This window comes from Phaeovulum sp. W22_SRMD_FR3, assembly GCF_052113705.1.
Classification (GTDB): domain Bacteria; phylum Pseudomonadota; class Alphaproteobacteria; order Rhodobacterales; family Rhodobacteraceae; genus JBGQOG01.
In genome coordinates, this window is sequence record NZ_JBGQOG010000006.1 from 134,840 (window position 1) to 147,646 (window position 12,807).

General features: G+C 64.6%; 11 protein-coding genes. 8 read left to right on the plus strand and 3 right to left on the minus strand.

All coding sequences use genetic code 11. The features are described from left to right. Positions 1–29 precede the first annotated feature (29 nt). From glnA to ACEN2S_RS10265, 3 genes are all read left to right on the plus strand, one after another. Positions 30–1,439, plus strand: coding sequence for a type I glutamate--ammonia ligase (gene glnA, locus ACEN2S_RS10255; protein ID WP_441865847.1), 1,410 nt, complete (start codon positions 30–32; stop codon positions 1,437–1,439). Positions 1,440–1,798: 359 nt separating this feature from the next. Then, positions 1,799–2,254, plus strand: coding sequence for a glyoxalase superfamily protein (locus ACEN2S_RS10260; protein ID WP_441865850.1), 456 nt, complete (start codon positions 1,799–1,801; stop codon positions 2,252–2,254). A gap of 261 nt (positions 2,255–2,515) precedes the next feature. Further along, a complete protein-coding gene (locus tag ACEN2S_RS10265) occupies positions 2,516–5,113 on the plus strand; it encodes an ATP-binding protein (RefSeq protein ID WP_441865851.1) in 2,598 nt (865 codons plus the stop codon). Between the two features lie 213 nt (positions 5,114–5,326). Here the strand turns inward: ACEN2S_RS10265 and ACEN2S_RS10270 are convergent, their stop codons facing one another. Together ACEN2S_RS10270 and ACEN2S_RS10275 are read right to left on the minus strand one after the other, a co-directional pair. Beyond that, the gene (locus ACEN2S_RS10270) at positions 5,327–7,156 is read right to left on the minus strand and encodes an ABC-F family ATP-binding cassette domain-containing protein (protein WP_441865854.1); all 1,830 of its coding nucleotides are present in this window, start codon (positions 7,154–7,156) and stop codon (positions 5,327–5,329) included. A 258-nt stretch (positions 7,157–7,414) separates the two neighbouring features. Next, positions 7,415–8,191 (minus strand): GNAT family N-acetyltransferase, encoded by a 777-nt coding sequence (locus tag ACEN2S_RS10275; protein ID WP_441865857.1) that lies wholly within the window; start codon positions 8,189–8,191, stop codon positions 7,415–7,417. Between the two features lie 120 nt (positions 8,192–8,311). Between ACEN2S_RS10275 and msrB the strand changes: the two genes are divergently transcribed. Further along, the gene (msrB, locus tag ACEN2S_RS10280) at positions 8,312–8,707 is read left to right on the plus strand and encodes a peptide-methionine (R)-S-oxide reductase MsrB (protein ID WP_441865859.1); all 396 of its coding nucleotides are present in this window, start codon (positions 8,312–8,314) and stop codon (positions 8,705–8,707) included. A gap of 133 nt (positions 8,708–8,840) precedes the next feature. Here msrB and ACEN2S_RS10285 read toward each other — a convergent pair whose 3' ends face one another. Next, positions 8,841–9,308: an outer membrane protein assembly factor BamE gene (locus ACEN2S_RS10285; protein WP_441865862.1), complete on the minus strand. Its 468-nt coding sequence runs from the start codon at positions 9,306–9,308 to the stop codon at positions 8,841–8,843. A 245-nt stretch (positions 9,309–9,553) separates the two neighbouring features. Between ACEN2S_RS10285 and ACEN2S_RS10290 the strand changes: the two genes are divergently transcribed. The 4 genes from ACEN2S_RS10290 (at position 9,554) to ACEN2S_RS10305 (ending at position 12,741) form a co-directional block, all read left to right on the plus strand. Continuing rightward, positions 9,554–10,126 carry a YceD family protein gene (locus ACEN2S_RS10290; RefSeq protein WP_441865865.1) on the plus strand — a complete coding sequence of 191 codons (573 nt, stop codon included), beginning with the start codon at positions 9,554–9,556 and terminating at the stop codon, positions 10,124–10,126. A 289-nt stretch (positions 10,127–10,415) separates the two neighbouring features. Continuing rightward, complete coding sequence (rpmF, locus tag ACEN2S_RS10295) at positions 10,416–10,622, plus strand: 50S ribosomal protein L32 (RefSeq protein WP_441865867.1); 207 nt, start codon at positions 10,416–10,418, stop codon at positions 10,620–10,622. A gap of 20 nt (positions 10,623–10,642) precedes the next feature. After that, the gene (plsX, locus tag ACEN2S_RS10300; RefSeq protein WP_441865869.1) at positions 10,643–11,770 is read left to right on the plus strand and encodes a phosphate acyltransferase PlsX; all 1,128 of its coding nucleotides are present in this window, start codon (positions 10,643–10,645) and stop codon (positions 11,768–11,770) included. After that, complete coding sequence (locus ACEN2S_RS10305; protein WP_441865872.1) at positions 11,767–12,741, plus strand: beta-ketoacyl-ACP synthase III; 975 nt, start codon at positions 11,767–11,769, stop codon at positions 12,739–12,741. The genes plsX and ACEN2S_RS10305 overlap by 4 nt, the downstream gene beginning before the upstream one ends. The last annotated feature ends 66 nt before the right edge of the window (positions 12,742–12,807 follow it).

Sequence of the window (12,807 nt, forward strand, 5' to 3'; positions counted from 1 at the left end):
CAACATGCTCCAAAGAAAGGATAATCTTTATGAGCAAGGTTAGCGAAGTCCTTCAGATGATCAAAGACGAGGAGATCGAATACGTCGATGTCCGCTTCACCGATCCGAAAGGCAAATTGCAGCACGTGACCTTGATCACGGATATCATCGACGAGGACTTCTTCGAAGAAGGCTTCATGTTCGACGGTTCCTCGATCGCCGGCTGGAAATCCATCGATCAGTCCGACATGAAACTGATCCCGGATGTCTCCTCGATCTATCTGGATCCGTTCTACGCCGAGAAAACCCTCTGCGTGCATTGCGACGTGGTCGAGCCGGACACCGGCGAAGCCTATGACCGTTGCCCGCGTCAGATCGCGAAAAAAGCCGAAGCCTACCTGAAATCCTCGGGGATCGGCGATGCGGCCTATTTCGGCCCGGAAGCGGAATTCTTCCTGTTCGACGACGTGCGCTACTCGGTCACCCCGGCGAAAGTCTCCTATCAGATCGACGCGGAAGCGGCGGCCTGGAACACCGACACCCCGTCGGAAATGGGCAACCTGGCGCACCGCGCACCGCATAAGGGCGGCTATTTCCCGGTGAACCCGGTGGACGAAGCCCAGGACATCCGCGGCGAGATGCTCTCGACCATGAAGCGCATGGGCATCAAGGTTGACAAGCATCACCACGAAGTGGCGACCTGTCAGCACGAGCTGGGCATGATCTTTGGTGGTCTGGTCGAGCAAGCCGACAACATCCAGAAATACAAATACGTGATCCACAACGTGGCGCACGCCTACGGCAAGACCGTGACCTTCATGCCGAAACCGATGAAGGGTGACAACGGCTCGGGCATGCACGTGAACATGTCGATCTGGAAAGACGGCAAGCCGCTGTTCGCAGGCGACAAATATGCTGACCTCAGCCAGGAAGCGCTCTACTTCATCGGCGGGATCATCAAGCATGCGAAAGCGCTGAACGCGCTGACCAACCCGTCGACCAACTCCTACAAGCGTCTGATCCCGGGCTTTGAAGCCCCGGTTCTGCTGGCCTATTCGGCCCGCAACCGTTCGGGCGCGGTCCGTATTCCGTGGACCGAATCGCCGAAAGCCAAACGCGTGGAAGCCCGCTTCCCCGATCCCTCGGCCAACCCCTATCTGTGCTTCGCCGCGCTGATGATGGCGGGCCTCGACGGCATCAAGAACAAGATCGATCCGGGCGCTGCTTCGGACAAAGACTTGTACGACCTGCCGCCGGAAGAGCTGGCCGAAATCCCGACCGTTTGCGGTTCGCTCCGCGAAGCGCTGGAAGCGCTGGAAGCCGACATGGACTTCCTGCTCGCCGGTGACGTGTTCGGCAAGGAACAGCTCGAGGCCTATATGGGTCTGAAATGGGAAGAAGTGTATGCCTATGAGCATACGCCGCACCCGATCGAGTACCAAATGTACTATTCCTGCTGATCCTGGCGGATTTGCAGCAACTGGAGGGCGCCTTTCGGGGCGCCCTTTTTTCATGCCTGGTGCGGCGGGGCGGAATGGGCAGGTTCCGGGGCACAGATCGCGCGCCCGGGGGGCTGTCTGCCCCCCACGGCCTGCGGCCTCCCCCCGAGGATATTTCAGATGAGGCAAAGGGGCGGCGTTTTCGCCCGGCTTGTCGGTTGGGCGGGGATTTGCTAAGCAGGGCGCAAGGGGGCGGCCCCCTGCCGCCCGTGGGTGCAAACCTTGGTGAAGCGCCGCAGCGCATCCGTCTTTCCCTCTCGGGTCATGCGGTTTCGGCAATGCGGGCACCGGACGACACGGACATGACCGTGGAGTGAAGAATGCAGGATATCCCCGATACCGCCGCGCTGAAGGCGCAGGCGAGCCGGTTGCGCAGCGCTATGAGCGCGCAAGGGCAAAGCGTCAGCCATGCGCAGGCACTTGAGGTTTTGGCGCGAAGTTACGGATTTCATGACTGGAATACCCTTTCGGCACGGGCGCGCGGGCGCAATGCGCCACCCGAGCCCGCGGCACCGCGCTGGCAAATCGGGCAGCGGGTCGAAGGGCTGTATCTGGGTATGCCGTTTCGCGGCCGCATCCATGGCACGCATCTGATGGGCAGCCAGCAGGTGGTGATCGTGGATTTCGATGTGGCAGTAAATGTCTCACGCTCAGCCTTGATGACCATATTGCGCAAACGGGTGAAAGCCACGGTGGACGCCTCCGGGCAGGCTTTGGCGCGCACCTCGGACGGGCAACCGCAAATGATCTTGCGGGCCGAAAGCGCGGCCCGCTGACAGCAAAGGGCGGCCGACCGGATGGTCGGCGCGCCAGAACGGTCGCGGGCGATGGCGGAGCGGGTCCTGTGGCGGGCCCTGCCCGTCCGCGGCCGCCGGGCGGGCACCACCGCCCGCATCCCGGGAAAAATTGTTCTGCGCCATCATACGGTTGAATTTCCCGTCCCGACGGCTCCGGTTTTTCGAAGAGATTAACCTTATCGCCCTAACCTGACACGGCCCCCTTTCACGGGGCATGGAACGGGCCGCCGGAAATAACGCATGAAAATCACCAACACCCGCCTCGACCCAGCAATGCTGCGCCGCCTGGAACGGCGCCGGAGCGTCAGCGTGACCGCGCCGGTCACGGCACCTTTGTCGAGCAGCAGCCCCTACATGCCGGCCATGCTTGCCATCTGCGTCATCGCCGTGATGTGGTTGTTTGCCGAGAACATGAACCGCCGGATGTTCGACCAGTACCGCCATGCGCAAGTGCTGCGCGAGGTGAGCGTCATCCGTGCCAAGCTGGAGGGCAATATCAACAGCAACATCCAGCTGATCCGCGGGCTGATCGCCACCCTGTCCACCGAGCCGAACATGCAGCAGGGCCGGTTTGCCGAACTCTCGGCCGAGCTGATGCAGGGCAACTCCCGCATCCGCAACATTGCCGGCGCGCCCGGGATGGTGATCCGCATGATGCATCCGCTGGCGGGCAACGAGGCGGCGATCGGGCTGGATTACAACAAGGTCGAGAAGCAACGCGATGCCGCACAGCGCGCCCGCGACAGCCGCACGCTGGTGCTGGCGGGCCCGGTGGATCTGGTGCAGGGCGGCCGCGGCTTTATTGGCCGTTTTCCGGTCTTTACCCCCGGCAAGGGGGGCACCAGCCATTTCTGGGGGCTGGTCTCGGCGGTGATCGACGTTGATCAGCTTTATGCCGACAGCGGGCTTCTGGCGCCGGATCTCGGGCTGGATCTGGCACTGACCGGCATGGATGCCACCGGCATGCAGCCCGAACCGTTTTATGGCAGCATCGACACCATGAAGAGCAACCCGGTCTCGGTTGAGGTCATCTTGCCCGCGGGCAGCTGGATCCTGTCGGCGGTGCCAAAGGGCGGCTGGGCGACCACCCCGCCCAATCTGTGGACGCTGCGGCTGCTCATGCTGTTCGCCGCGGCGCTGATCATGGCGCCCAGCATCATGATGGGCCGGCTGATCGGCGAACGCCAGCGCAACATTGCCGGATTGCAGCGCAGCAACAGCGTGCTGCAAGAGCAGATGGCCGCGCTGGAACAGGCGAATCGCAAGCAGCAGATGACCGAAGAGATGATGCGCGTGGCCCTGCATCAGGAAGAGCAGGTCAATGCCCGCTTTTCCAATGTCGCTGCGATCAGCCGCTCCTGGGTCTGGGAGCAGGACGACCAGCTGCGCTTCACCTATCTCTCGCCCGCCTATCAGAACGTGACCGGAATCGCCCCCGACCAGATGATCGGCAAAACCCGGCATGAGCTTTTTGCCACCCGCCCCGAGATCATGGGCAGCGCCGATTGGGCCGGGCTGGAGCGGCTCCTGGCGGGGCGGCGGCCCTTTCACGATTTCCTCTATCTGGCGCTGACCGATGACGGGCGCGAGATCTGGATCCAGATCAGCGGCTCGCCGAAATATGACAGCAAGGGGCGGTTTGCGGGCTATCATGGCGCCGGGATCGACGTGACGCGGTTGCAGCACGCCCGCGCCGCCGCCGAAGAGGCGAATTGCGCCAAATCGAAATTTCTGGCCACGATGAGCCATGAGATCCGCACCCCCCTGAACGGCATTCTGGGGATGGCGCAGGCGCTGGAACAGCAGCTGCACGATCCCGCCACCGCCCGCATGGCCGCCACCATCCGCGACAGCGGCGAAAGCCTGTTGAGCATTCTCAACGACATTCTCGACCTCTCGAAGATCGAGGCGGGCAAGCTGGTGCTGGAATCTGCCCCCTTCGCGCCGATGGATGTTGTCGCGCGCATCGAGGCCCTGCACCGGCTGAAGGCCGAGGAACAGGGCCTGACCTTGCAGGTGGTTGCGCAGGGGCCGCTGGAGACCATGCGGATCGGCGATGCGCTGCGGGTCAGCCAGATCCTGCACAACCTGATCTCCAATGCGATCAAATTCACCGATACCGGCGGCGTCACCCTCAGCCTGCGCGATCTGCCGGACGGCCGCCTGCATCTGGAGGTGAAAGACACCGGCATCGGCATGACGCCCGAGCAGCTGGAGCGGCTGTTTGATGAGTTCGAGCAGGCCGATGGCAGCGTGACGCGGCGCTTTGGCGGCACCGGGCTGGGCATGTCGATCGTGCGGCGGCTGGCGCATATGATGGGCGGCATGATCGGGGTGGACAGCGAGCCGGGGCGCGGCACCACCGTCTCGGTCACGCTGGCGCTGCCGGTGGCGACGGTCGCCGTACAGCCCACGCGGCCGCGACGGCAGGCGCTGCCTGCGGCCGATCTGACCGGCATGCGGGTGCTGGCCGCCGATGACAATGCCACCAACCGCATGGTGCTCAAGGCGCTTTTGCAGCCCACCGGGGCCGAGCTGACGCTGGTGAGCAATGGCGCCGATGCGGTGACGGCCTGGGCCGAAGCGGGCTGTGATCTCGTCCTGCTCGACATTTCGATGCCGGGCATGGACGGGCCGACCACGCTGGACGCGATCCGTCGCAAAGCGGCCGACCTCGGCCGGCCGGCTCCCCTCGCGCTGGCCTTTACCGCCAATGTGATGGCGGATCAGATCCAGACTTATCTGGCGGCGGGCTTTGTCGGCTGCATCGCGAAACCGCTGCACAAGGATGATCTGGTGCGCAAGATCATCGCCGCGTCGGGCCGCGCCGCCGCCTGACCGTCGCGGCCATTGCACCACGGCACGGTGCCGGATCCGCCCCCCGGCGGCGCGCTGCGGCACGGGCCGCGCGCGACCGCCAGAGCGGCCCAGCAGCAAAGGGGCACACCAGCAGAGTGGCCCACCAGCGCCCCGCCCGGTCACAATGCAAAAGGCCGCCCCAATCCGGGCGGCCTTTTGGCGTCTTCGAACGGCAGCCGATGGCCCGGCAACTTACCCCGCCGCGCGCTCTTCCAGCGTCATCCATTCTTCCTCGGCCTGCGCCAGCGCCGCCTGCCGCTCCACCAGCCCCTCGGTGGCCTTCTGGAATTTCGCGGGCTGCTTGGCAAAAAGCTCCGGGTCCGACAGGAACTCGGTCAGCTTGGCAATCTCGGCCTCCAGCTTTTCGATGACGCCGGGCAGCGCCTCCAGCCGGTGCTTCTCGGTAAAGCTGAGCGCAGATTTCGCGGGTTTCGCGGCGGGTTTCGGCGCCTCCACCTTGGCCTCGGCCTTGGCCTCGGCCTTGGGTTCGGGCCGGACCTCTGCCACCACATCGCTGCGCTGCGCCTGATAGTCGCTCCAGCCGCCCGGATAGGCGACGGCACGGCCATCCCCCTCCATCGCAATCGTCGTGGTCGCCACGCGGTCGATGAAATCCCGGTCGTGGCTGACCAGAAGCACGGTGCCATCGTATTCGCCCAAGAGATCCTGCAAGAGATCCAGCGTCTCGACGTCCAGATCGTTGGTCGGTTCGTCGAGGATCAGCAGGTTCGAGGGCTTGGCCATGATCCGCGCCAGCAAGAGCCGCGCGCGCTCGCCCCCCGAAAGCGAGCCGATCGGCGCCCGCGCCTGGGATTCGTCAAAGAGAAAGTCCTTGAGATAGGCCACCACATGTTTCGGCGTGCCGCGCACCATCACCTGATCCGAGCGCCCCGAAACCCGCATATCGGGGTCATTCACCATGCCATCCCAAAGCGTCATCGACAGATCGAGCGTGGCGCGCGCCTGATCGAAAACCGCGACCTCGAGGTTGGTGCCCAATTGCACCTTGCCGGCATCCGGTTCAACTTCGCCGGTCAACATCTTGAGAAGCGTGGTTTTTCCCACCCCGTTCGGACCAACAAAGGCCACACGGTCACCGCGCAGCACCCGCAGATCAAAGGGTTTCAGAATGATCTTGTCGCCAAAGCGTTTCTCGATCCCCTGCACCTCGACCACGCGTTTGCCCGACGTGCTGGCGCTGTTGTCAAACTCCATCAGGGCGGTGCCCTGACGGCGGATCTGGCTTGAGCGTTCGGCGCGCAGATCGGCCAGCGCCCGCAGCCGCCCCTGATTGCGCTTGCGCCGCGCCGAGATCCCCTCGACCGCCCAGCGGCCCTCGGCCTTGATCTTGCGGTCCAGCTTGTGGCGCGCCTCATCTTCCTCGGCCCAGGTGGTTTCGCGCCATTCTTCAAAGGCGTCGAACCCCTTTTCCTGCCGCCGCACCGCACCCCGGTCGACCCAGAGCGTCGCGCGGGTCAGCGCGCGCAGAAAGGCCCGGTCGTGGCTGATCAGCACGAAAGCGGTGCGGGTCTCTTTCAACTCGCGCTCCAACCAGCCGATCGCCTCGATGTCCAGATGGTTGGTCGGCTCGTCGAGCAGCATCAGCTCGGGCGCTTCGGCCAGCAGTTTGGCCAAGGCCGCCCGCCGCCGCTCACCGCCCGAGGCGCTGGAGACCAGCGTTTCGGCCCGAAATTTCAGCCCTTCGGCGACCATCTCGACCTTGTACTCCTCGCCAATATCAAGGCCGGAGGCGGCGTAATCGCCCAAGGTGGTGAAAGCCGAGAGATCGGGCTCCTGCTCCATATAGCCGACGCGGACGCCCGGCGGCACCACGCGGTCGCCCATATCGGGTTCGACGAGACCTGCCATGACTTTCATCAAGGTGGATTTGCCCGAGCCGTTGCGCCCGACCAGCGCGACCCTGTCGCCCGGTTGAACCACGAGATCGAGACCATCAAAAATCGGATTGCCACCATAGGTGAGACCGATGCGGGAGAGCTGGAGAAGGGGTGCGCGTGCCATGAGTGCCAGCTATCCGCGCCGCAGCGCGGCGTCAACGGGGAAGAACGGAAACCGCAGGTTTTCCCACCCGCCCGGTCGCGGCCGGGATCGGCGGAGGCCTCCGGCGGGGATATTTTGAACGAAGCAAAACCGAAGCTGTGCGCCCGCGGCCACTCAACGCGCAGCCGGCACAACGCCTGCAAGTTGACATGATCCATGCCACTGAGGGTGCACCGCTTTCAGCTTGCTTCGGTAAAAATATCCCCGCCGGAGGCTCCCTCAGCCCGCCACCTCGCGCAGGAGCCGGGCGCGGGCGGGCGGGATGGCCCGGATCTCCAGCCCGGTGAAAACATGCAGCGTGTTGAGGTCCCGGTCGACCACCGCATGATCCGAGACCCAGCCGCCCATCATCAGATAGGTGCGCAGCAGGGGCGGCATGCGCAGCATCGCCTGTTTCGCATCCGGCTGCCGCCCGCGCAGCAGGCGGCCAAAGCGGAAGACGTCCGGCGCCTTCACCCGGGGCAGCCAGCGGCGCGGCGCGATGTGCCGCGCGCGCAGCATGGCGAAAGCATCCAGATAGGCCTCCGTCTCGGTGCCGAGAAAGGAAGAACAGCCAAACAACATCTCGACCCCCTCCTCGTCGACAAAGCGCGTCATCGCCCCCCAGGCCACGCGCAGGATGTCGGGGTCATGCCAGTCGGGATCAAGGCAAAAACGGCCCATCTCGACCATCTTGCCGGGGAAGCTGCCCAGGGCGGACAATTCATAATACTGCGCCGAATAGCTTTTGTGCAGCTCGGCCCCATCGCGCAGCGGCAAGAGGCGAAAGCAACAGACCAGCGCACCGCTGCGGGTCTCTTCGACCAGCACATGCCGGCAGTCGGCGTCGAAAGCATCGCGGTCCACGGGCCCTTGCGCCGCAGCGCCGCCGCCTGACACGGGCCCGTCTTGCCCGGCGCCGCGAAAGGCCCGGCCCCGCAGTGCCTGTGCCGCAGCCAGATCCGCGGCCGTCTCGGCCAGACGCGCGGCATAGCGTCCCTTGCGCAATGAAAGCATTCGCTCCTCGCTTCTGGCAGACGCGCGGCGACGTCCTATATTAGGGCAGAAGATCCGCCGTCAACGTACCGACAGGATATGACGGATTGGCGAAAAAGGATATGAGGAAGAGGAGCGCCCATGAGCGAAACACCCCGCAAGACCGACGCCGACTGGCGCGAAGAACTGACCCCTCTGGCCTATGAGGTCACCCGCCGTGGCGCGACCGAGCGTCCGTTCAGCCATCCGGGTTTCGCCCCGGGGCCGGGCGTGTTCCATTGCGTGTGCTGCGGCGCGGAACTCTTTGAGAAAGATCAAAAATTCGAATCCGGCTGCGGCTGGCCCGCCTTTTCCGCGCCCGCCGATGAGGCAGCGATCCGCGAGCTGCGCGATGTGACGCATGGCATGGTGCGCACCGAGGTGCGCTGCGCCGATTGCGACGCGCATCTGGGACATGTGTTTGACGATGGCCCCGGGCCGACGGGGCTGCGCTATTGCATCAATGGCGTCGCGCTGGATTTCGAACCCGAAAGCTGAGCGCCGTCGACACGGCCTGCCGGCACACGAGGCGCCGAAACGACAAAGGGCAGACCGCCGGGTCTGCCCTTTTGCATTTTCCGAGCGCAGCCGCGGATGGCCGCCGCCGCAGCGCGCCTGCCCGCCACCGTGCTCAGTCGACGATGCGGCTGGCGTCCAGACGGCCCAGGTTGCCCATCAGCTGACGCACCAGACCGACGCCTTTGATCCCGCTGTCGGTCACGCGGCGCGACAGCACCACGACCTCGCCCCGCTCCAGACCGAAGCGCTCGACATTCTCAAGCACACCAGCCTGATCAAAGCGCACCACCACCACCTGACGGTCGATCTCTTGCGCGGCCCGAATGCCCGAGCGCTTCCAGCGGCTGCCGATGTAATACCAGCCCGAGCCTTCCAGCACGCCGGTCGCGGCGGGGCGGCCGATGGCTTCGGTCACATCGGCCTGGGTCGACTTGCCCACCGTGATCGAGGCCAGTTCGAGATCGGTCGGAATATACCCGTGGTTTTCGTAGATTGGCGAACAGCCGCCGAGCGCCAAAGCGGCAGCCCCCGACAGCGCCACTGCCAAAGCCCCACGGCGCGTAACCGAACCTTTGCTCACCCGAAAGCCCCCTCTTGTCATGCGGCGCGAAGCCTTTTATCCCGATTACATCAGACGCGCCCGACCCTCAAGGACGCAAACGCCGCCCGTGCCTCTTCGGGGTGCCCAGGCCAGCGCCGAACCGCTGCCCGATCCGGCGACCCGACCCTGCCCGGCCTTCGCATTCTGCCCGGCGGCCCTGCCCGCCCGGCCCCAAATTCTGTCCCGGCCCGACCCTGTCGCGCCAGACCCAGGAGAATACCCCGATGTCGCAAGACCCGATGCTGCCCGTGGATCCGCTGCCCTATTCGCAGCCCTACCGGATCACCGACCTGCCCGGCCGCAAGCCCACGCATTTCAACGTGATCCCCGATGGCCATATCCGCGCGGCCATTGCCAAATTCCTCGACTTTCCCAAGCTGAAAAGCCTGTCCTTTGCCGGATCGCTGACCCCGAAGGGCCGCAGCGACTGGATTCTGGAGGGCGAACTGCGCGCCGATGTCGTGCAGGAATGCATCATCACGCTGGAACCCGTACCCGCCAAGTTGCAGGAAAAAGTCCGCCGCACCTTTCTGACCGAAATGCCCGCGGTGACCGGCGATGAAGAGGAAATGCCCGAAGACGACACGATCGAGCAGCTGACCGGCACCATTGACGTCGGCGCGGTGATGATCGAGGCGCTGGAGCTGGCGCTGCCGCTCTATCCGCGCGCCAAAGGGGCGGAACTTGGGGCGGCGCAATTCTCCGAGCCCGGCACCGAAGCACTGAACGACGAAACCATCCGGCCTTTCGCCGCGCTGGGGGATCTGCTGAAAAAGAAAGAGACCGGCAACGACTAGGTGGCGACTGGGCGGTGACCAGGTGACGCGGGCGGGTGGTGGCTGGCGGGCGACACGGGCGGGTGGCGGCTGGCAAAAATGCAGGCAGATTCAGCGTCCCGTGGCGGCTTTGGCTGCATTCGCAGAAATCCCGCCCGGCGCACCGAAGAAAGCACTTGCGCCGCGAGAGAATCTGACTATGTTCCCGCCCTCATTCAGATCGTGGATTCACACCCGGTTTCATTCGGAAATCAGTGTTGAAATTCCAGAGAAATCAGGGCCTTCGGCCCCCCAAGCCCGAGGTTGAGACATGGCAGTCCCACAGAACCGAGTAACGCGGTCCCGCCGTAACATGCGTCGTTCGCACGATTCCCTGGTCGCAGCGAATCCGGCAGAATGCCCGAACTGCGGCGAGTTGAAGCGCCCCCACCACGTGTGTGGCGCTTGCGGTCATTACGATGAGCGCGAAGTGGTGGCTCAGGCCGCCGAGGTCGATCTGGACGACGACGCGGCGTAAGCCGGGTCGCCCCGCTCCTCATGTCGTCTGTGCAGGACCAAACGCTCCGGGCCCAGGCGCAGGAAACTGCGGGCGCCGTCGTCATTTCCGTTGACGCCATGGGTGGCGACAAGGGGCCGGCGGCGGTTGTCGCCGGCATTTCCGCGTCTGCCGAAAAGAACCCGGCGATCCGATTCATCGTGCACGGCCCGCAAGACGACCTTGCGCGGCTGATCGCGAAAGAGCCCGGCCTGGCCGGGCGCTGCGAAATTCGCCATGCCGAGGGCGTGGTGACCATGAACGACAAGCCGAGCCAGGTGATGCGCAACGGCCGGGGCACTTCGATGTGGTCCGCGATCGAAAGCGTGCGCGATGGCGAGGCGACCGTGGCCGTCTCTTGCGGCAATACCGGCGCGCTGATGGCGCTGTCGATGATCCGGCTGCGCAAGCTGCCCGGCATCAACCGGCCCGCCATTGCCTGCCTCTGGCCTTCCCGGAATCCCTCTGGTTTCAACGTGATGCTGGATGTGGGCGCTGATGTGAAGGCCGATGCCCCCGACCTCGTGCAATATGCGCTGATGGGGACCTCTTATGCCCGCAACGGTCTGAACATCGCCCGCCCCCGCGTCGGTCTGCTGAATGTCGGCACCGAAGAGCACAAGGGCCGTGCCGAGCTGAAGCTGGCGCATGAGATGATCGGGCAGACGGCGGAACTGGGCCAGTTTGACTATATCGGCTTTGTCGAGGGCAATGACCTGCCCTCCGACCGGGTGGATGTGATCGTGACCGACGGTTTCACCGGCAATGTCGCGCTGAAAACCGGCGAGGGCACGGCCAAGCTGATCTCGGAATTCATGCGCGAATCCTTCACCGCGACCTTCCTGTCGAAGGTGGTGGCGCTCTTGGCGATGAATGTGCTGAACCGGCTGAAAAAGCGCATGGACCCGCGCCGCGCCAATGGCGGCGTGTTCCTCGGGCTGAACGGCACGGTGGTGAAATCGCATGGCTCGGCCGATGCGACCGGCGTCTCCGCCGCGATCCGCCTGGCATTCCAGCTGGCGCAATCAGGTTTTCAGGAGCGGCTTGCGGCACGGGTTGCCTCGGTGCAGGCCAGCGGGCAGGATGCCGCCGCCGACCCCGGCGAAGCAGGAAACAGGATATCTTCATGACAATGCGCGCCGTGGTTCGTGGTGTCGGGCATTATTTGCCCGAACGTGTGGTGCCGAATGCCGAGTTTGAGGCCAAAGTCGACACCTCGGATGAATGGATCCGCAGCCGCACCGGGATTGAGCGCCGCCATTTCGCCGCCGAGGGGCAGACGACCTCGGATCTGGCGATCCGCGCCGCCCAGGCCGCGCTGACCGATGCCGGGATGACCGTCGATCAGATCGACGCGATCATCGTGGCGACATCTACCCCGGATTTCACCTTCCCCTCTGTCGCCACCATGGTGCAGGCGGGCCTCGGCTCGACCTCCGGTTTTGCCTTCGACGTGCAGGCGGTTTGCGCCGGATTCGTTTTCGCGCTGGCCAATGCCAATGGGATGATCCTCTCGGGTCAGGCGAACCGCGTGCTGGTGATCGGCGCGGAAACCTTCAGCCGGATCATGGACTGGAATGACCGCACCACCTGCGTTTTGTTCGGTGACGGCGCGGGCGCGCTGATCCTGGAGGCGCAGGAGGGCAATGGCACTTCGGCGGACCGCGGGATTCTCTCCTCGGATCTCAACAGCGATGGCCGCCACCGCGATCTGCTGTATGTCGATGGCGGTGTCTCCACCACCGGCACGGCGGGCGTGCTGAAGATGCAGGGCAATTCGGTGTTCAAACATGCGGTGGTCAAGCTGGCCGAAACCGCGCACAAGGCTTTGGACAAGGCCGGACTGACCAGCCAGGACGTGGATTGGATCGTGCCGCATCAGGCCAATCTGCGCATCATCACCGCCACGGCGGAGCGGATGCAGGTCTCGATGGACCATGTGGTGGTGACCGTGCAGGATCACGGCAACACCTCGGCCGCCTCGATCCCGCTGGCTTTGTCGGTGGGCAAGGCGCGGGGCCAGATCAAACAGGGCGACCTCGTGGTGACCGAAGCGATTGGCGGCGGTCTGGCCTGGGGCTCGGTCGTTCTGCGCTGGTAACCATTCCGCGCGGATCATCCATATGAACTAGGCCCGGCAAGTCATTGATATTGACTCGGGAATCTA

Coding starts and splice junctions, on each gene's coding strand:
- glnA (WP_441865847.1), top strand. CDS start 30: ATGAGCAAGGTTAGCGAAGTCCTTCAGATGATCAAAGACGAGGAGATC.
- ACEN2S_RS10260 (WP_441865850.1), top strand. CDS start 1,799: ATGCAGGATATCCCCGATACCGCCGCGCTGAAGGCGCAGGCGAGCCGG.
- ACEN2S_RS10265 (WP_441865851.1), top strand. CDS start 2,516: ATGAAAATCACCAACACCCGCCTCGACCCAGCAATGCTGCGCCGCCTG.
- ACEN2S_RS10270 (WP_441865854.1), bottom strand. CDS start 7,156: ATGGCACGCGCACCCCTTCTCCAGCTCTCCCGCATCGGTCTCACCTAT.
- ACEN2S_RS10275 (WP_441865857.1), bottom strand. CDS start 8,191: ATGCTTTCATTGCGCAAGGGACGCTATGCCGCGCGTCTGGCCGAGACG.
- msrB (WP_441865859.1), top strand. CDS start 8,312: ATGAGCGAAACACCCCGCAAGACCGACGCCGACTGGCGCGAAGAACTG.
- ACEN2S_RS10290 (WP_441865865.1), top strand. CDS start 9,554: ATGTCGCAAGACCCGATGCTGCCCGTGGATCCGCTGCCCTATTCGCAG.
- rpmF (WP_441865867.1), top strand. CDS start 10,416: ATGGCAGTCCCACAGAACCGAGTAACGCGGTCCCGCCGTAACATGCGT.
- plsX (WP_441865869.1), top strand. CDS start 10,643: ATGTCGTCTGTGCAGGACCAAACGCTCCGGGCCCAGGCGCAGGAAACT.
- ACEN2S_RS10305 (WP_441865872.1), top strand. CDS start 11,767: ATGACAATGCGCGCCGTGGTTCGTGGTGTCGGGCATTATTTGCCCGAA.